Here is an 18,112-nt window from a genome sequence, read left to right as displayed (position 1 = left end):
GGAGGAGAGAGGCTCAGCGATACTGTTGGAGGCGCGTCGTCCGAAGGCCCGCCATGCCATGGCGGTCGATCGAGGCCATCCACGCCGTGAACTCTTCCGACGTCAGCCGGTAGCGCTCCAGGGCGTCTTCCAGAGAGATCAGACCGCCGCGAACCGCGGCCACGACCTCCGCCTTGCGGCGGATGACCCAACGGCCGGTATTGGCCGGGGGAAGATCCTTGATCGTCAACGGAGCCCCCGTGGGCCCGATGACGTAGGCTTCGCCGCGGCTGTTCGTGCGCGTCTGCTGCTGTTGCTGCAACATGGCTTTACGCCTTTCCCACCATCACTGTTGATGGGAAACATAAGCGGCGGCTCCTAACGGCCGCTGAATCGCGATAGTAAAAAAAGGACTAACCATCACCCTCCCCGTGTACTAAATCGGTACAGCAATAGAAGTCATTGGCCGTTAACCGTAGTTAAAGGCCAAGTCTTATCGCTTAATGTTGATCAATTCTTCCAGCATCTGGTCGGCGGTGGTGATGATCCGCGAAGACGCCGAGTAAGCTTTCTGGGTCTGGATGAGGCCCGTGAACTCCGCCGACAGGTCGACGGTGGACGCCTCGAGGGATTGCGGCGAGATCTGACCCGCGCCAATCCCCGGTTCCTTTATGACAAGCTGCCCGGATTTTCCGGAGGCGCGGTAGGCGTTGCCGCTCACCGGCGTCAGGCCGTCCGCGTTCGGGAAGGTGGCGATGGCGATCTTGGCGATCTTCCGCACCTGGCTGTTGTCGAAGATCGCCGAGACCACGCCCTCGGCGTCCACCTGCACGCCGACGACGTTGCCGACGCCCGCGCCGTCGGCGGTCACCGAGCGGACCGTGGAGGGCTCGGAAAGCTGCGACAGCTTGGCGAGGTCGAGGTCGACGGTCTGGCCCAGGATGCCGATGCCGGTCGCCCACTTGGGCGCCGCCAGGGTCGGGGCGGCGGGATCGTCCGACGCGGCCAGCACCAGCTGCGGCGTCGTCGAGCCGCCGAACAGGGTCGAGCCGGCCAGGTCGATCGTCCCGTCAGCGTTGAAGTTCACGAGCCCCGCGGCGAGCTGGCCGGGAGGCGCCGCGCCGCCGTTGTCGATGTCGGTCGCGGGGACGGCGTACACCTCGGCGTACCACTGGTTGGGCGCAGCGTCGTCGCGCAGGAAGGCCATGGCGATCTTGTGGTTGCCGCCCGTGGAGTCGATCACGTTCATTTCGAGCGTGAAGTCGGGCCGCGTGCCGGTCGCCGGGTCGTCGGCGTAGTCGGCCATGCTGTCGCCGGGCGTGGCGGCGTAGGTCAGGGCCGGGGCGATCGCCGGCGAGTAGGGCGTCTCCTTGTTCAGGTTCGCGCTGACCTTCACCTCGGTGGTCTGCGAGACCGCCGAGCCCAGGCCCCGGACGTTGATCGGGTCGAGCTTGTTGAGGTCCGAGGGGATTGATGTCGAACGAGCCGTTGTCCTGCACCAGCCAGCCCTGCAGGTAGAGGCGGGCGTCGTTGACCAGGTAGCCGTCGGCGTCGACCGTGAAGGAGCCGGAGCGCGTGAACATGCGGGCGTCGGCGCTCGTCAGGTTCGAGCTCTTCTGGGTGGCGATGAAGAAGCCTTCCCCCGAGATCGCCAGGTCCGTGGGCGAGCTGGCGGCCTGCACGAGGCCCTGCTGGCTGATGAAGTTGCGGTTCACGCCCTGCACGCCGCCGGCGGAGTAGCGGCCGGCCATCTGGGCGGTGACCACGCTGCCGAAGTTCACCTGGGTGCGCTTGTAGGCGACGGTGTTGACGTTGGCGATGTTGTCCGAGATCGCCGCGAGGGCCGAGGAGTTTGAGACCAGCCCGGACACGCCGGCCAGCATTGCGGAATTGATGCTCATGGGTTCGTTCCGTTCTGTCTTTCTGGTGATCCGCGTACTGCGGATGCGGAACGGCGCCTTTCTGCCGTCGCGTCCACTGGCGTTCAGCCGGTGGCGTTGATGTCGGGATCCTCGGACGTCTCGTCGCCCGAGGCGGTGTTGGTGGAGCCTGTGCCGGCGGTGTCGTCGTTGGCCGGTGCGGGCTGGAAGATGCTGGCGACCCTGTCCCAGGCGACCCGGGCGCCGTTGACGGTCAGCATGGTCTGGCCGTCCTGCTGCTCGACCCCGGCCACCAGGCCCTGGATGTAGGTCGAGGTGGGCACGGCCGTGCCGGTGGAGTCCTTGGCGGTGACCTTCAGCGTGTAGGCGCCGCCGTTCGGCAGGGCCTGGCCGGAGAAGTTCTTGCCGTCCCAGGTGAAGGTGTGCTCGCCGGCCTTCAGGTCGTCGCCCGACAGGGTCTTCGAGGCGACCCGGTTGCCCTGGGCGTCGAGGATTTCCATGGTCACGCTCTCGGCCTCGCGGTCGAGGTCGTAGATCCACTGGGCCTTGCCGCCCTGGATGGCGGCGGTGTCGCTGACCGCTCGCACCTCCTTGCCGATCAGGCTGACGGCCGTGGAGATGCCGGAGTTGGAGTTGGCCACCAGCTTGCCCAAGAGGTCGTTGGTCAGCAGCTGCTGCTCGACGCCGGTCATCTGGACCATCTGCTGGGTGAACTGGTTGGAATCCATTGGCGACAGCGGATCCTGGTTCCGGAGCTGGGTGGTCAGCAGGGTCAGGAAGGTGTCGAAGTTCTCGGCTAGCCGCGTGCGCGAGCCGGCGGTGGTGGCTGTGCCTGTGGCGTCGACGTTGGAAATGGCCATGGGCTTGGTCCCTAGATCCGCACGTCGAGGCCGGCGGTTACGCCGCGCCGGAGCGTCAGCGGCCCGGCGGCGACGGTGTCCGCCTGATCGGCGGTGTCGAGCGCGGCGCGGAACGCCTTGCCGCGGAACGCCGCGCCGGTGTCGGGCTGGTTGTCGCCGCCCAGGAAGCCGTGGCTCGGCCGGCCCTGGTCGCCGGCGACGTCGAAGCTCATGCCGCCGGAAAGGTCGAACCCGGCCTGTTCCAGAGCCTTCTGCAGGTCGTTGGCCCGGGCCTTGAGCTCCTGGGCGGCCTGCGGGTTCTCGAAGGCGAGCGCCGCGCTCACCCGGCCGTGCTGGCCGATCTCCACCCGGACGTCGACCATGCCGAGGCCTTCGGGGGTGAGCTGCACGTCGAAGCGCGTCGTGCGGCCGTCCAGCTTCTTGAGGATCTGGGCCGAGAGGCTGGCGACGGTCTCCGGTGAACCGCGCACCTGGGCCGCGGCGTGCGCGCTGGCGGCAGCCGCCTGCGCCGGGCGCTCCGTGCTCGGGCTCTCGTGGGCGATGGCGCTGTCCGCGTGGTCGGCGGCGGCCGGCGCGGCCGTGGGATCGGCGGCGGCAGCGGGCGTCGGGATGTCATTGGGCCGCTCGGCGCCCGGCTTGGCGGCTTCGGCCTTGGCGTTCACCGGGGCGACGCGCGGCGCCGCGGACGCCTGGCCGGGCTCGGCGGCGGCGAAGGCCTCCACGCGGTCGCCGCCCTTGTCGGAGCGGGCCTCGGCCTTGCGCGGCTGGGCCGCTTCGGCGGTGCGGGCAGTGGCCGGCGCGCTCGCGGCGGCGGCGGCCTGGGCGGTGTCGGCGGCCGGCGTCGCGGCGGCGTCCGCCGCCTCAGCCGTGACGGCAGGATCATGGGCCTCGGTCGGCGCGGCCTGGGCCTGGGCCTGGACCTGCGGGGCCGCCTGGACCGGGGCCTGCGGGCTGGCCGGCGCGGCCGCCCGCGGCGGAGCGGCGTCGGGCAGCTTCACCGGCCGGGCGGTCTCGGGCGCCGCCGCCTCGGTCTCGGCGTCGGCCGCGACGATCTCGCCATCGGCGCTCGCGGCCTCGATCGGCGCGCTCGCGTCCGGCAGGGCCTCGGCGGGGACGGGGGCGCCGACCGGCTGGCCGGACGGCCTCGTCCGGCCCTCAGTCGGCAGGGCCTGGGCGGCGACCTCGGTCGCCGCGGGCGCGGTCGCGGCCGTGGCGACGATGGGCTGGACGGGGGCAGGGGGCGTCTCGACGAGGGCGGCGACCACCGCGGCGTTCACATCCACGGCGGCCTCGGCGGGGACCGCCTCGCCGTCGCCCTCGCTCTCGCCTTGGCCTTCGCCCTCCGTGGCGGCGTCGGCGTCGACGACGAGGGGCTGCGCGACCACGGCGGCGGCCATGGGCTGGGCCGCGGCCTGGCCCTGGGGCGCCGCCTCGGGGGGCGGTGATCTGGCCCAGGAAGGCGGCCATCATCGCCTCGAACGCCTGGGCGGGATCCTGCACGCCGGCGGCACCGGCGGCGGCGGCGGCGAGGCCGGGCTGGGGCATGGAGCCCGCACCGGTCAGGGCGGAGACATTGAGCAGGGACGCGGTCACTTGCGGGCCTCGAGGTGGACGGCTTGCGGTCGAGGCGCCTGCTGCGCCGGAATCGTTCGGAGTTTCCGGAGCAACCTTTGCGCCACACTGGCACGGCGTTGTTTTTGCGGAAGAAAACCACCTCTCGGGCGCCCCGGCGCCAACCGGTTTCGGCGGAAATTGCCGGGCCAGACTTGCGCTGCTGGTGCATTCCCTGCCGCCCCGGTTGTGGGCCTTTCCGGACTGGCATCCCTCTTGCGCGGTTAACCACGTTGATCATCGGCGCCTGAAAGGCAGACGTTGAAAAACAAGGACTTTTCCTAGCGCGGCGCGCGTGTGTTCCGAGAAAGTCCCGGCAGAAACCGCCGGGGCGCGCAGGCTTTGCCGGGCTTGGGGGTTAGAGCATGTCGATCAATATGACCCTGCGTACCGCCGGCTCGGGCCTGATGGCCGCGCAGACGGGGCTGCGCGCGGTCTCCGACAACATTTCGAACGTCAACACGCCCGGCTACGTCCGCAAGGAGGTCGAGCAGCGCCCGATCGTCGTCAATGGCGTGGGCATGGGCGTCGAGGTCACCGCCATCAAGCGGGTGACCGACCAGTACCTGCAGCTCGCCAGCTACACGGCCAATTCGGAATCCTCCCGGTGGGGCGTGTTCTCCGAATACCTGGACACCGCCCAGGCCCTATTCGGCGACCCGTCGGACGAGAACTTCTTCTTCAACCGGCTCGACAAGGCCTACGCCGCCTTCGCCGCGGCGGCCGACGATCCGTCGTCCAGCCTGCTGCGCAGCCAGTCGATCGGCAACATCGAGGACTTCCTCTCCGAGGCCAACCGGATCAACACCCAGATCGACGAGCTGGGGAACACGATCGAGACGCGGATCGGAGGCAACGTCGAGCGCGTCAACGAGCTCCTGGGCCAGATCAACCGGCTGAACGGGGACATCAGCCGCGCCTGGCTGATCGAGCAGGACAGCTCCGGCTCGGAGAACATCCAGTCGGGCCTGGTGGACGAGCTCTCCGGCCTGATGAGCGTCCAGGTCACCAAGCGCCCCGGCGGCGGCGTCGACATCCGCTCGGCCGAGGGCGTGAAGCTGGCCGGCGACGGGGCCGCCACCCTGTCCTACGTGCGCACGGACACCACGCGCGGCTATATCAAGGTGACGCCGGCCGGCGGCATCGGCTCGACCCAGGCGATCCAGGTGCCGGGCGGCGAGATCCGCGGCCTGATGGACCTGCGCGACACCAAGCTGCCGGAGCTCTCCAACCAGCTCGGGGAGTTCGTGGCCCGGGCCAGCGAGCGGCTGAACGCCGCCCACAACGCCTCGTCCTCGATCCCGGCGCCCTCGTCGCTGAATGGCCGTCTGACCGGCCTCGACCTGGCCACCGCCGTCAGCGGCTTCACCGGCAAGAGCACGGTGGCCATCGTCGACGCCACCGGGGTGGTGCAACACAAGGTCGAGATCGACTTCGACACCTCGACCTTCACGGTCAACGGCGCGCCCGGCGGGGCGTTCTCGTCCGCCACCTTCCTCGCCGACCTGAACATCGCGCTCACCCCGGCCGGTTCGGCGACGTTCACCGATGGCGCGCTCTCGATCGCCGCGGTCGGCGCCGGCCGCGGCGTGGCCGTCGACGAGGGCACCTCGATGAAGGCGGGACGCCAGTTCTCGCACTTCTTCGGCCTGAACGACATCGTCCGCTCGACCGGCTACACGACCTACGAGACCGGCCTGAAGTCCACCGATCCGCACGGCTTCATCCCCGGCGACCAGATCAAGTTCACGCTCGCCCAGGCCGACGGCAAGCCGCTGCAGGAAGTGGCGGTCACCGTCCCGGCCGGCGCGACCATGGCCGACCTGCTGACCGCCCTGAACGACCCCCTCACCGGCGTCGGCGGCTACGGGTCCTTCACCCTCGACGCCAACGGGGCGATGAGCTTCAAGGCGCTCGCCCCGATCAACGCGAACCTGTCGGTGAACACCGACGCCACCCGCCGCGGCGTCGGCGGCCCCTCGATCAGCCAGCTCTTCGGCCTCGGCGTCGCCGAGCGCACGGCCCGGGCCGACCGCTTCGAGGTCAACGCCAGGCTGGTGGCCGACCCCACCAAGCTGGCCTTCGGCAAGCTCGACCTGACGGTCGCCGCCGGCCAGCCGGCGCTCCGGCCCGGCGACGGCCGCGGCGCGCTGGCGCTCTCGGCCTCCGGCGACGTCAGCCAGCTCTTCCAGGCCGCCGGCTCGCTGGGCGACGTGACCATGACGGTCAGCCGCTACGCCTCGGAGTTCGGCGGCTCGATCGGCCGCGACGCCGCGTCGGCCCAGACCCGCAAGGAGAGCGCGAAGGCCGTGCTCGACGAAGCCAGCGCCCGCCGCCAGGCGGTCGAGGGCGTCAATCTGGACGAAGAACTCGTCCGGCTCACCACCTACCAGCAGGCGTTCAATGCGTCGGCTCGGATGATCCAGGCCGCGAAGGACCTCTTCGACGTCCTGGTCCAGATGGTCTGAGGAACGAGTTCAGATGGTCACCCGCGTTTCCACCAGCGGCAGCTATTCCGCCGTCCTGCAGAATCTCCTCGCCGCCCAGGCGCGGCAGGCCGAGGCCTCCGATCAGGTCGCCACCCAGAAGGTCGGCAAGGACCTGAAGGACTATGCGCGCAAGGCCGAGATGCTCACCGCCATGCGCTCGGTGCAGACGAGGCTCGACGTCTACGCCGAGCAGCACATGATGATCGCCGACAAGCTGACCACCCAGGACACGGCGCTCAACCAGATCACCGACGCGGCCGGGGCGACCCGGCAGGCGGTCCTGGATTCCATCGCCGCGGGCGACGCCGGCACCCTGATGGAAGAGCTGGAGGCCCAGCTTCGCAACGGGCTGGAGGGCATGAACGCCCGCTATGGCGGCAAGTACCTGTTCGCCGGCGGCCAGGTGGACACCAAGCCCGTCACGGCGACCAAGCTCGACGACCTGGTCGGCCCGCCGCTGCCGGCCATCGCCAGCTTCTTCAGAAACGACAACTTCCAGGCCCAGGCCAAGCTGGACGACAGCACCGTCGTCACCACCGGCATGCTGGCCTCGGACCTGGGAACCCAGATGCTCGCCGCCTTCCAGGCGATCAAGGCCTTCCACGAGGGCCCCTCCGGCCCGCTGGACGGCAAGCTCACCGACGCCCAGCAGACCTTCCTGGAAAGTCAGCTCGGCCCCTGGGAGACCATCCGCTCCGACCTCACCGTCCTGACCGGCCGCAACGGCCTGGTGCAGAAGCGGGTCGACGATGTGAAGGACGATGTGGCGACGCGGGCCAACACGCTCGCCGGCATGGTGGGCGACATCACCGACGCCGACATGACCAGGGCCGCCACCGAGCTCTCCGCCGCCCAGATGTCGGTCCAAGCCGCGGCGCAGGTGTTCATCACCCTGCAGAACACCTCGCTGCTGAAGCTGCTTCAGTAGGCGCGCGCGCGCCGTTCCCTAGTCCAGGTCGAACGGCGCGCCCAGGCGCGCGACCAGCCGATCGCCGTCATAGACCTCGGCGGCATAGTGGCCGGCATAGGCGTCCTCGGCCTTCTCGAGCGCGGCGTTGTCGTTGCAGAAGGCCTGTTCCAGTTCGGCGGCGACCCGCTCGTCCTGGTTCAGCACATAGATCCGGTAGTCGGTCATCGCGGCTCCCCTTGATCGTGGCCGGCAGCATGGCCGGGCAATGCGGGTTTTGTGTGACGGCGAGGCCGCCGCGCGGCCGGGCGGCTGCGGCCCGGCGCCTCATTCGCGGGCCCGCCCCCTCGCAAACCCCTGACGCCACAGCTAAATAGGGCCCGATGAACGCGCCCCTGGCCCCTCTTGACCTCGCGGCCGGCGACCTGATCCAGGTCGTCCGCGACGCCGTGCGCCTGCCGCAAGGCGCCCGGATTGTGGCGGCCATGTCCGGCGGGGTGGATTCCACCGTCACCGCCGCCCTGCTGGCGAAGGCCGGCTACGACGTGGTCGGCGTGACGCTCCAGCTCTACGACCACGGGGCGGCGATCCAGAAGAAGGCGCCTGCTGCGCCGGCCAGGACATCCACGACGCCCGCATGGCCGCCGACGCCATCGGCATCTCGCACTACGTCCTCGACTACGAGAGCCGGTTCCGCGAGCAGGTCATCGAGGACTTCGCCGACGCCTACCTGCGCGGCGAGACGCCGATCCCGTGCGTGCGCTGCAATCAGACCGTGAAGTTCCGCGACCTGCTGGACGTGGCCCGCGACCTGGGCGCCGAGGCCATGGCCACCGGCCACTACGTGCGCCGCGAGATCGGCCCGAACGGTCCGGAGCTGCACCGCGCCGCCGATCCGGCCCGCGACCAGAGCTACTTCCTGTTCGCCACCACGGCCGAACAGCTCGCCTTCCTGCGCTTCCCGCTGGGCGGCCTGCCGAAGCCCGCCGTGCGCGCCGCCGCGCTCGACCTTGGCCTCTCGGTGGCCGACAAGCCGGACAGCCAGGACATCTGCTTCGTGCCCGAGGGCCGCTACACCACGGTCATCGACCGCCTGCGCCCGCACGGCGCGGAGGCCGGCGACATCGTCCACCTCGACGGCCGGGTGCTCGGGCGCCACGAGGGCGTCACGCGCTACACCATCGGCCAGCGCCGGGGGCTGAACGTCGCCGTGGGCGACCCGCTGTTCGTGGTGAAGATCGACGCCGACCGCCGCCAGGTGATCGTCGGCCCGCGCGAGGCCCTGCTGACCCACGCGCTGACCCTGAAGGAATCAAGCTGGATCGGCGATGCGCCCTCCATCGAGGCCGCCTGCGAGCAGGGCCGCCCGGTGCTGGCCCGCGTCCGCTCCACCCGCGAGCCGGTCCCCGGCCGCCTGGCCCTGGTCGACGGCCGCCCCGGCGTCGCCTTCGACCGCCCGGAAGAAGGCGTCGCCCCCGGCCAGGCCTGCGTCCTCTACGCCCCGGAAGCCGACACACGCGTCCTCGGCGGCGGCTTCATCGACGGGACCGTGCGCTCCCTCCCTTAATGGGGAGGGAAGACTCGCCGAAGGCGAGCAGGGTGGGGCTGTCGCGCTCAAGCTCTGACTCCGAGATCCAGCCCCGAACTTCCCCACCCTGGCCGCTGACGCGGCCTGTCCCTCCCCATTAAGGGAGGGACGTTCACCCTGCGGCCCCTCCCGCTTCACAACCCGCTGAATTATATCTCGCGGCATGACCCAAGCCTCCGACCCCGTCGTCATCGCTTCCTATGCCCGCACGCCCATGGGCGGCTTCCAGGGCGCCTTCGCCGGTGTGAAGGCCACCGACCTCGGCGCCGCCGCGGTGCGCGCCGCTGTCGAGCGCGCCAAAGCTCCGGCCGACCAGGTCGGGCAGATCTTCATGGGCTGCGTGCTGCCCGCCGGCCTCGGCCAGGGCGCCGGCCCGCCAGGCGGCGATCGGGGCGGGCCTGCCCACCTCCGTCGAGGCGACCACCGTCAACAAGATGTGCGGCTCGGGCATGCAGGCCGCGATCATGGCCCACGACGCGCTGGCCGCCGGCTCCGCCGACATCATCGTGGCCGGCGGCATGGAGAGCATGACCGGCGCGCCGTACCTCTCGAAACAGCACCGCGCCGGCGCCCGCATCGGCCACGACCAGATGTTCGACCACATGTACCTGGACGGGCTGGAGGACGCCTACGAGCCCGGCCGGCTGATGGGCTCCTTCGCCGAGGAGACGGCGAAGCAGTACCAGTTCACCCGCGAGGCCATGGACGAGTTCGCCATCTCGTCCCTGAACCGGGCCCGCGCCGCCACCGAGAGCGGCGCCTTCGCCCGCGAGATCGTCCCCTTCGAGGTGGTCACCCGCAAGGGCGCGGTCCTCGTGGAGCACGACGAGCAGCCGCTGAAGGCCGACCCGGCGAAGATCCCGACGCTCAAGCCCGCCTTCGCCAAGGACGGCGCGATCACGGCGGCCAACGCGTCGTCGATCAGCGACGGCGCCGCGGCCCTGGTCATGACCCGCGAGAGCGTGGCCAGGGCGCCTCGGCATGAACGTCGTCGCCCGCGTGGTCAGCCACGCCGCCCACGCCCATGAGCCCGGCCTCTTCACGACCGCCCCGGTCCCGGCCGTCCAGAAGGCGCTGAAGAAGGCCGGCTGGAGCGTGGACGACGTCGACCTCTTCGAGATCAACGAGGCCTTCGCGGTCGTCGCCATGATCGCCGAGCGCGACCTCGGCATCCCGCGCGAGAAGCTGAACGTCAACGGCGGCGCCTGCGCGCTCGGCCACCCGATCGGCGCCAGCGGCGCGCGCGTCCTCGCGACCCTGCTCAGCGCCCTCGAGGCCCGCGGCGGCCGGAAGGGCGTCGCCGCCCTCTGCATCGGCGGCGGCGAGGCGACGGCCATGGCGGTGGAGCTGGTGTAGCGATCATCCCTCCCCCTTCAGGGGAGGGCGGACGCGGCGAAGCCGCGCCGGGTGGGGAGTCACGTCCAGGCGTGGCCTGCGATCTGGCCCACGCTTCCCACCCCGGCCGCTTCGCGGCCTGCCCCTCCCCCTGAAGGGGAGGGATCAAACCCCGCCGCCGCCTCGTTCCAGGGATGAGGAGTTTCAGATGACCGAGCTTCGCAACGACACCGAGAACCGCCGCTACGAGATGGACGAGCAGGGCGAGACGTCCTGGGCCGACTACCAGCTCCGCGACGGCCGCCTCTACATCCTGCACGTGGAGAGCCCGCCGGCGCTGCGCGGCACCGGCGCCGCCGGCCGGCTGATGGCCGCCATGAGCGCCGACATCCGCGCCCAGGGCCTGCAGGTCACCCCCATCTGCGGCTACGCCGCCGCCTGGCTCCGCCGCAGCCACGAATTCCGCGACCTGCTGGGCTAGCGGGCGCGGAGGTCCGCGCGCCCTGGCCCCACGCGCCGTAGGGCCCGGCTCTAGAACCACAGAAATACACAGAACCACACGGAAGGTGGGACGCGCCCTGGCGCGGCGCCTCGATCATCCCTGCGCGCCATCGGCGCGCGAGCCCAGGTTGGCCCCATTCGCCAGCATGACCGACGCAGGCCCCTTCCGTGTGGTTCTGTGGTTCATCGCGCGAAGCGCGCCTGCCGCCTCCGCCTGGATCCCGGCTTTCGCCGGGATGAGCGGAAAGGGTGTGGGCCAGAACCAAACGGCCCGCGGCGTCCCCGCCGCGGGCCGTTCATACTTTAGAAACGCAGTTAACCGGTGCGCCTGTGGCTCTTGGTCCTCGACGGGAGCGGGGGATCAGCGCTCCGTCGGACCGGCCGTCCAGGCCTCTGCGGTCAACCTGCCCCGGATCGGCACATGCCGTTCCGGGATACCGCCGGTCCCCGACCGGCCGGACCCTGCCTCAATGAAGTGCTCGGGGCCCGGCCGTGTTTGGCGGGGATCGCGGTCGAAACTCTTGGCCGCCGCCCGCTCAGGTGCGGGCGACGATGGCCTCCAGGGTCTGCACGCGGGCCTCGCAGTCCTCGACGAGGCGGCGGGCCAGGTCGCGCACGCCCGGCGGATAGGCGTCGCCGCCGTCGGCGATCTCGGCCGCCAGCGTCTCGACGTCCACGATCGCCTGGTTCAGCGCGCGGATGTGGTCCTTGGCCAGCGTCTTGGCTTCCGCCTGAAGGCGGCGCACGCGCTGGGCGACGGTCTCGGCCTTGGCAGGCGAAGACTTGATATCGTTATCGGCAACAACACTGAGAGACGGTGACATTCTGTAGTACCTCAAATCCCCAACCCAGGTTCTGGAAAGCCCGCGGTCCCCTATGGACTGCTTGGAAGGCTTCCGGCCCTGCTGTCCCGTTAAAGAACGAGAACAGCCCAGGTTCCCTGACTGGCGCATGAACGGCGCCAGCACGGCCAAGGTGGGGGATTTGGCGCCACGCTGTGTAGTTAAGCTGTGACCTGCGGCGCCCTGAAATTTTCGGGGAGGGGGAGGTCAGGGGCGCTCATTGCGCGCGGTCAGCTTCATGCGGCGCGAAAGGGGTCTGAGCGATCCGGTTGTTTAGCTCTATGACAGAACGGTTCTCGACTCCGATCCTTTCTTCGAGGTCTTGAAAACATCGCGCGCTCCACAGCCTCAGCTGCGGTTTGATGGCCGCCAGTATGCTGTAGGTGGGGTCGGCTCCCTCTGCTTGGCGAGCAGCAGCAAATGCGATCGCCTCTGTTGGGCAGTAGATCAGGTGGTGAGGCCACTCTTTTGAGGTGGCCCAACATCCGTGAATGACCTTGTTTCGTTCTCCTGCACGGGATCGGAGGCGGCTCATCAGCGCTCCGACTTCCTCCGCGAAGTCAGGACGCGCCGCTGATGCGGCCGCCGCGATCAGTTCTAATCGAGCAGTAAAGTTGACCACGCTGGCGAGCGTCGCCACCGCGACGGAGTAGCGGGTATTGAGCAGGGTTCCGAGAAGGACGCCCAGCGTACCCTCAAGCTTGTTCCATTCGTTCAGAACCGCGGTAAGTCGAAGGGTGAGTTCCGGCCAGTCCGCTAAGCCGAGACTGTTGAAGGTCAGCTGCTTGAGAGGTTTCTTCAGCGGCTGAGGCAATTGCCTACACCCCCTCCGCCGCCTTCAGGTCCACCCGCCCGTCCACTGCCACGAAGCTGTAGCTCCCCAGCGCCAGCGGCCCATACGACGGCTTCTTCGCGCGGTTGCAGACCAGGGCCACCTCGCGCCTCGGGTCGAAGGCGTGGGACCAGCTCGCGGCGGGTTTCAGGCGGACGTTGGTGTAGAGGCGGGCGTCGACCAGGACGGCGCAGTAGACGAGCAGGCCGGAGCCGTTGGTCAGGCTGAGCGGCTGCGGCGCGGGCGGTTCCTGCGCCAAGGCCGCCCCTGCGGCCGCCAGAGCGGCCAGCGCCGCCATCGCTCCCACGACCTTGCCCATGCGCGCTCCCCGCCGAGGCCCGCACGCTGCCGCGCGCTCCGTTCACGGTCAAGGCGTGACCCCGGGCACAGCGGCCGGCCGGAAAGCCGCGCCACGGTGAAGCTGCATCTGGGGAGGTGCAGCATGTTGGGGCACACGCTGGACGCCGCCGAACGCCGGGCGGCGCAATCGGGCGATTTCGGGGATCTGCTGGGCTACCTGGCCGCCTGCGAGCTGGCCGGCCAGCCGCCGGCCTGGACCGGGCCGGTCGTGCGCCAGCTCGTGCAGGTGCTGGAGGTCCGCGCCGCCCAGCTCCGGGCCCGCAGCGCCGCCGAGGTCTGGCCGCGCTACCGGGCGCTGCGGGCGCTCAGCCTGGCGGCCCCGGCGCTCAGCGAGGACAAGGTCGCCAACCGCGCCGCCGAGCTCTGCCTGCTGCGCTCGGAGACCCGCGTCTGGCTCGCCCGTTTCCTGCGCTACGTCCGCGCCTCGGCCCCGGCCGCCCGGCCGTTCCTGCGCCAGCTCTTGGTCTCGCCGGCCGATCCGGGGGCCGGGGCGTCGGCGACCGTCCTGCTGTTCCTGGGGGCGGCGGGACCGGGGCGGCGCGGCGCGCGGCACGCCCGGCCCCGGCGGCTGGCGGTGGTCCTGGGCCTCGCGATCCTGGTGCTGACGCTGAGCCTCGCCTGGCAGATCGCCCGCAACGGGACGGGGGGAGGCGCAGGCCCGGGACAGGCTCACCCTGGTCGCCGGGAACCCGTGAGCCCCGGCCCTGAGCGACGCCCCGCATTGACGCGGGGCCTCGCCCTTGCTCCCTTGCGCGACTTTTCGAGGGAAGGGAGTCGATGACCGACCGGAGCCGAGACCTGCCGGGGCCCGAGCCGCTGAAGGGCCTGCACCTGGCCGCCGGCGCCTGGCGGTCCATGCAGGCCAACGCACGCCCGATGCTCGTCCTGGGCGTGGTCGTCGCCGTCGCCACCCTGGTCGTCGAGCAGGGGGCGGCGACCCTCGGCGTGGACATCAAGACCTCGACGCCGGCCTTCCTGGCCCTGGCCCTGGTCACCGGCCTGATCGGCGCGACGGTTTCGGGCATGGCCACGCGCCTGATCCTGCAGCCGGAGGCGCCGCGCTGGCGGGTGGACGGCCGGCTGGTCGGCTATGTGGCGGTGATCCTGCTCCTGTCGCTGGTCGGCAACCTGCTGCTGGCCTTCTACATGAGCTTCGTGCCGGTCGGTCCCGACGGCGCGCCCGCCAATCCGCCGGTGCTGACGCCGGCCCAGGCCAGCCAGATGTTCCTGGTGATGGTCGCCATGATCGTCACGACCTGGGTCACCATCCGCCTGATGCTGTGGCCGGTGGGCCTGCTGGTCGGCGACCGCGACATGCGGCCCAGCCGCTCCTTCAGCCTGATGCGGCGCGGGGTGTTCGCGGTGATCCTGGCCTATGCGGTGCTCGCGACCGGCCCGTTCTTCATCTACGCCGCCCTCGCCGGCCAGGCGGACCCCTGGGGACGGCTGATCGGCGCGCCCTTCGCGGCCTTCATCTCGCTGGCCATCGCCGCCATCCAGGCCGAGGCCTACCGCCAGCGGACGCGCGGGTAGGGCAGGACCCTACCGCCGCTTCTTGCGGAACCGCTCCTGGGCCTCGGCGCGGGCCTCGGCGCGGACCTGCTTCACCGCCTGCCGGTCGCCGGTCTGGCCCTCGCCGGCCAGGGCGTCGGAGGCGAACTCCAGGTCGAGCAGCTTCAGCCGCTTGATCTCGTCGCGCAGCCGGGCGGCGGTCTCGAACTCCAGGTTGGCGGCCGCCTCGCGCATCTTGTTCTCGAGGTCGCGCAGGGTGGTCTTGAAGTTGTCGCCCATGAACGGCTTGCCGTCCTCGGCGATCGGCACCGGCACGGTGACCCGGTCCTTCTCGTAGGGGCTCGCCAGGATGTCCTTGATCTGGCTCTTCACGCTGGCCGGCGTGATGCCGTGCTCCAGGTTGTAGGCCTCCTGCTTCTCGCGCCGCCGCCGCGTCTCGGCCATGGCGCGCTCCATGGAGCCGGTGATGCTGTCGGCGTAGAGGATCACCCGGCCGTCCACGTTCCGCGCCGCCCGGCCGATCGTCTGGATCAGCGAGGTCTCGGAGCGCAGGAAGCCCTCCTTGTCGGCGTCGAGGATGGCGACGAGGCCGGTCTCCGGGATGTCCAGGCCCTCGCGCAGCAGGTTGATGCCCACCAGGATGTCGAAGGCGCCGAGCCGGAGGTCGCGGATGATCTCGATCCGCTCCAGCGTCTCCACGTCGGAGTGCATGTAGCGGACCCGCAGGCCCTGCTCGTGCATGTACTCCGTCAGGTCCTCGGCCATCTTCTTGGTCAGCACCGTGACCAGGCAGCGGTAACCCTGCGCAATGGTCTGGCGCGCCTGGTCGATGACGTCGTCCACCTGGCTGAAGCCGTCCTTGGACGCCGGCCGCACCTCGACCGGCGGGTCGATCAGGCCGGTGGGGCGGATCACCTGCTCGGTGAAGACGCCGCCGGAGCGGTCCATCTCCCACGGGCCGGGCGTCGCCGACACGTGCACCGTGTCGGGCCGCATGGCGTCCCACTCCTCGAACTTCAGCGGCCGGTTGTCGATCGCCGAGGGCAGGCGGAAGCCGTACTCGGCGAGCGTGAACTTCCGGCGGTAGTCGCCCCGGTACATGCCGCCGATCTGCGGCACGGTCTGGTGGCTCTCGTCGACGAACAGGATGGCGTTCTCGGGGATGTACTCGAAGAACGTCGGCGGCGGCTCGCCCGGCCGGCGGCCGGTGAGGTAGCGGCTGTAGTTCTCGATCCCGGCGCAGGAGCCCGTGGCCTCGATCATCTCGATGTCGAAGGTGGTCCGCTGCTCCAGCCGCTGGGCCTCCAGCAGCTTGCCGTTGGCCACCAGCCAGTCGAGCCGCTCCTTGAGGTCGACCTTGATCTCGTTGATCGCCTGCCGGAGCGTCGGCCGGGGCGTCACATAGTGGCTGTTGGCGTAGATCTTCACGCCCTGCAGGTCGGCGGTCTTCTTGCCGGTCAGCGGGTCGAACTCGCTGATCGCCTCGATCTCGTCGCCGAACAGGCTGATCCGCCAGGCCCGGTCCTCGTAGTGGGCCGGGAAGATCTCGATGGTGTCGCCGCGTCGGCGGAAGCTGCCGCGCTCGAAGGCCTGATCGTTGCGCTTGTACTGCAGCGCGACCAGGTCCCCCATCAGCTTCTTCTCGTCCAGCCGCTGGCCGGGCTCGAGGCTGAAGGTCATGGCCGTGTAGGTCTCGACCGAGCCGATGCCGTAGATGCAGCTCACCGAGGCCACGACGATGACGTCGTCGCGCTCCAGGATCGCCCGGGTCGCGGAGTGCCGCATCCGGTCGATCTGCTCGTTAATCGACGAGTCCTTCTCGATGTAGGTGTCGGTCCGCGGGACGTAGGCCTCGGGCTGGTAGTAGTCGTAGTAGGAGACGAAGAACTCGACCGCGTTCTCGGGGAAGAAGCTCTTGAACTCGCTGTAGAGCTGGGCCGCCAGGGTCTTGTTGGGCGCCAGGATCAGCGCCGGCCGCTGGGTCTGCTCGATCACCTTGGCCATGGTGAAGGTCTTGCCCGAGCCCGTGACGCCCAGCAGGACCTGGTCGTGCTCGGTGCCCGCCAGGCCCGCGACGAGGTCCCGGATCGCCGTCGGCTGGTCGCCGGCCGGCTCGTACTCGGAGACCAGCTTGAACCGCCGCCCGCCCTCGGACTTCTCCGGGCGCGCGGGTCTGTGGGGCTTCCACAGCAGCGGCATGGTGTTTTCGTCGTAGTCGAACGCCGCGGACATGTCCGAGACGCCGCCAGACGCGGGGGTTGCCGGAGGGGCTTCGATTGTACGGGCCATCAGGGGCTACAAGGTAGGTCCTCGGGCGGTCGGTTTCCACCCTCTACGCCGTCCCTGCTGACAGCTGTCTGGCAGCAGCGGTAAGGTCGCGGCTGTGTAACGAGGAGAAGGGGAGGGGACATGGCCACCGACCACGCCACCGCCGAAGCCATCCGCGCGGCCCAGCAGGTGCTGGACGACTTCATGGCGGCGTTCAACGCCCGCGACATCCCGGCCTTCGAGGCGACCTTCAACTTCCCGAGCGTACGGTTCGCCTCCAACGCCCTGGTGATCCTCAACGCCGGCGACATGACCCCCGACCGCTTCACCACCGGCGCGCTCGCCGACTGGGACCACTCGGCCTGGGAGCGGCGCGAGGTGATCCATGCCGGGCCCGACAAGGTGCACATCGACACTCGCTTCACCCGCTACCGCAAGGACGGCAGCGTCATCGGCGGCTTCGACTCGATCTATGTGATCTCCAACCAGGACGGCCACTGGGGCGTGAAGATCCGCTCCAGCTACGCGCCCTGAGGCTCAGGCCGCCCGCTTCACCCACAGCATCCGCCGCAGGGTGGCGTCGCGGTCGATCACCAGGTGCTTCACCGCGCCCAGCACATGCAGGCCGAGCAGCGGCCAGAACAGATTTGCGGTGAGCTTGTGTACGCTCTCCGCGCCCTCATGCAGCCATTCGACCGCGACGGGGAACGGGCTGGCGATGGCGAACCAGCCGAAGACGTCCAGAGGCCGGGCGTTGGACCAGACCACCAGCGGTCCGCTGACGATCTGCACGGCGATCATGGCCAGGAACAGGAACTGCACCAGGTCGGCGAGCCGCCGCATCAGCCGGTTGGCCTCCAGCGGGGCGGGGCGGACCTGCGAGGCGCTCCACAGGATCCGCGCCGCCAGGAAGGTGATGAGCAGCACGCCCAGCCCGACGTGCTGGCCCATGGCCGCCAGCCGGGCCGGCCGGCCCGCAGCCTCCTCCATGGCCTCGCCGGTGAGGTAGAGGGCGACGACCCCGGCGGCCGAGATCCAGTGCAGGAGGATCGCCGCCCAGCCGTACCCGGCGCGGGTGTTGGTCAGGCTCATGCTCGGCCTCTCCGGGGATGGGAGCCGAAGCTTCGCCGGCCGTCGGCCGGGCCGCG

16 protein-coding genes and 3 pseudogenes are annotated in these 18,112 nt (G+C 70.2%); 8 read left to right on the top strand and 11 right to left on the bottom strand.

Annotated elements, in window-relative coordinates:
• Positions 1-13 precede the first annotated feature (13 nt).
• The 5 genes and pseudogenes from LRS04_RS00885 to LRS04_RS00870 form a co-directional block, all read right to left on the bottom strand.
• Positions 14-304 carry a DUF1153 domain-containing protein gene (locus LRS04_RS00885; RefSeq protein WP_257814732.1) on the bottom strand — a complete coding sequence of 97 codons (291 nt, stop codon included), beginning with the start codon at positions 302-304 and terminating at the stop codon, positions 14-16.
• A gap of 168 nt (positions 305-472) precedes the next feature.
• The gene (locus tag LRS04_RS27420; protein ID WP_374572536.1) at positions 473-1,375 is read right to left on the bottom strand and encodes a flagellar hook-basal body complex protein; all 903 of its coding nucleotides are present in this window, start codon (positions 1,373-1,375) and stop codon (positions 473-475) included.
• A gap of 169 nt (positions 1,376-1,544) precedes the next feature.
• Positions 1,545-1,862 (bottom strand): annotated as a pseudogene (locus tag LRS04_RS27415) (flagellar hook-basal body complex protein); the annotation flags it as partial.
• A 101-nt stretch (positions 1,863-1,963) separates the two neighbouring features.
• Entirely contained in the window at positions 1,964-2,719 is a 756-nt protein-coding gene (locus LRS04_RS00875) for a flagellar hook assembly protein FlgD (RefSeq protein ID WP_257814731.1), read from the bottom strand.
• A gap of 11 nt (positions 2,720-2,730) precedes the next feature.
• Positions 2,731-4,104 (bottom strand): flagellar hook-length control protein FliK, encoded by a 1,374-nt coding sequence (locus tag LRS04_RS00870; RefSeq protein WP_257814730.1) that lies wholly within the window; start codon positions 4,102-4,104, stop codon positions 2,731-2,733.
• A 591-nt stretch (positions 4,105-4,695) separates the two neighbouring features.
• On the opposite strand from LRS04_RS00870, the gene flgK reads away from it, so the two are divergent.
• Positions 4,696-6,798 carry a flagellar hook-associated protein FlgK gene (gene flgK / locus LRS04_RS00865; protein WP_257814729.1) on the top strand — a complete coding sequence of 701 codons (2,103 nt, stop codon included), beginning with the start codon at positions 4,696-4,698 and terminating at the stop codon, positions 6,796-6,798.
• Between the two features lie 13 nt (positions 6,799-6,811).
• A complete protein-coding gene (locus LRS04_RS00860; RefSeq protein WP_257814728.1) occupies positions 6,812-7,747 on the top strand; it encodes a flagellin in 936 nt (311 codons plus the stop codon).
• 18 nt (positions 7,748-7,765) lie between these two features.
• Here LRS04_RS00860 and LRS04_RS00855 read toward each other — a convergent pair whose 3' ends face one another.
• The gene (locus tag LRS04_RS00855) at positions 7,766-7,954 is read right to left on the bottom strand and encodes a hypothetical protein (protein WP_257814727.1); all 189 of its coding nucleotides are present in this window, start codon (positions 7,952-7,954) and stop codon (positions 7,766-7,768) included.
• Between the two features lie 155 nt (positions 7,955-8,109).
• Between LRS04_RS00855 and mnmA the strand changes: the two are divergent.
• From mnmA to LRS04_RS00840, 3 genes and pseudogenes are all read left to right on the top strand, one after another.
• Positions 8,110-9,293: pseudogene (gene mnmA / locus LRS04_RS00850) on the top strand (tRNA 2-thiouridine(34) synthase MnmA).
• Between the two features lie 184 nt (positions 9,294-9,477).
• A pseudogene (locus tag LRS04_RS00845) lies at positions 9,478-10,670 on the top strand (acetyl-CoA C-acyltransferase).
• 187 nt (positions 10,671-10,857) lie between these two features.
• Complete coding sequence (locus tag LRS04_RS00840) at positions 10,858-11,130, top strand: GNAT family N-acetyltransferase (protein WP_257814726.1); 273 nt, start codon at positions 10,858-10,860, stop codon at positions 11,128-11,130.
• Positions 11,131-11,686: 556 nt separating this feature from the next.
• Here LRS04_RS00840 and LRS04_RS00835 read toward each other — a convergent pair.
• The 3 genes from LRS04_RS00835 to LRS04_RS00825 all read right to left on the bottom strand — a co-directional run bounded on the left by LRS04_RS00835 (position 11,687) and on the right by LRS04_RS00825 (position 13,143).
• The gene (locus LRS04_RS00835; protein ID WP_257814725.1) at positions 11,687-11,896 is read right to left on the bottom strand and encodes a hypothetical protein; all 210 of its coding nucleotides are present in this window, start codon (positions 11,894-11,896) and stop codon (positions 11,687-11,689) included.
• 313 nt (positions 11,897-12,209) lie between these two features.
• Positions 12,210-12,806, bottom strand: coding sequence for a hypothetical protein (locus LRS04_RS00830; protein WP_257814724.1), 597 nt, complete (start codon positions 12,804-12,806; stop codon positions 12,210-12,212).
• A 4-nt stretch (positions 12,807-12,810) separates the two neighbouring features.
• Positions 12,811-13,143 carry a hypothetical protein gene (locus tag LRS04_RS00825; RefSeq protein WP_257814723.1) on the bottom strand — a complete coding sequence of 111 codons (333 nt, stop codon included), beginning with the start codon at positions 13,141-13,143 and terminating at the stop codon, positions 12,811-12,813.
• Positions 13,144-13,266: 123 nt separating this feature from the next.
• On the opposite strand from LRS04_RS00825, the gene LRS04_RS00820 reads away from it, so the two are divergent.
• Both LRS04_RS00820 and LRS04_RS00815 read left to right on the top strand, forming a co-directional pair.
• Positions 13,267-13,965 carry a hypothetical protein gene (locus LRS04_RS00820; protein ID WP_257814722.1) on the top strand — a complete coding sequence of 233 codons (699 nt, stop codon included), beginning with the start codon at positions 13,267-13,269 and terminating at the stop codon, positions 13,963-13,965.
• Complete coding sequence (locus LRS04_RS00815) at positions 13,962-14,717, top strand: hypothetical protein (RefSeq protein WP_257814721.1); 756 nt, start codon at positions 13,962-13,964, stop codon at positions 14,715-14,717. Before LRS04_RS00820 ends, LRS04_RS00815 begins: the two co-directional genes overlap by 4 nt.
• 9 nt (positions 14,718-14,726) lie before the next feature.
• On the opposite strand, the gene uvrB is transcribed toward LRS04_RS00815, so the two are convergent.
• Complete coding sequence (uvrB, locus tag LRS04_RS00810) at positions 14,727-16,985, bottom strand: excinuclease ABC subunit UvrB (protein ID WP_374572525.1); 2,259 nt, start codon at positions 16,983-16,985, stop codon at positions 14,727-14,729.
• Between the two features lie 120 nt (positions 16,986-17,105).
• On the opposite strand from uvrB, the gene LRS04_RS00805 reads away from it, so the two are divergent.
• Positions 17,106-17,498 (top strand): hypothetical protein, encoded by a 393-nt coding sequence (locus LRS04_RS00805; protein ID WP_257814719.1) that lies wholly within the window; start codon positions 17,106-17,108, stop codon positions 17,496-17,498.
• Between the two features lie 3 nt (positions 17,499-17,501).
• On the opposite strand, the gene LRS04_RS00800 is transcribed toward LRS04_RS00805, so the two are convergent.
• On the bottom strand, positions 17,502-18,056 hold the full coding sequence (locus LRS04_RS00800; protein WP_257814718.1) for a cytochrome b: 555 nt from the start codon (positions 18,054-18,056) through the stop codon (positions 17,502-17,504).
• Positions 18,057-18,112: the final 56 nt, after the last annotated feature.

Origin of the sequence: Phenylobacterium sp. J367 (assembly GCF_024699985.1) — a bacterium.
Lineage (GTDB): Bacteria > Pseudomonadota > Alphaproteobacteria > Caulobacterales > Caulobacteraceae > Phenylobacterium.
Note: the sequence above shows the minus strand (reverse complement) of the source record. Positions and strands in the feature narration are given on the sequence as shown.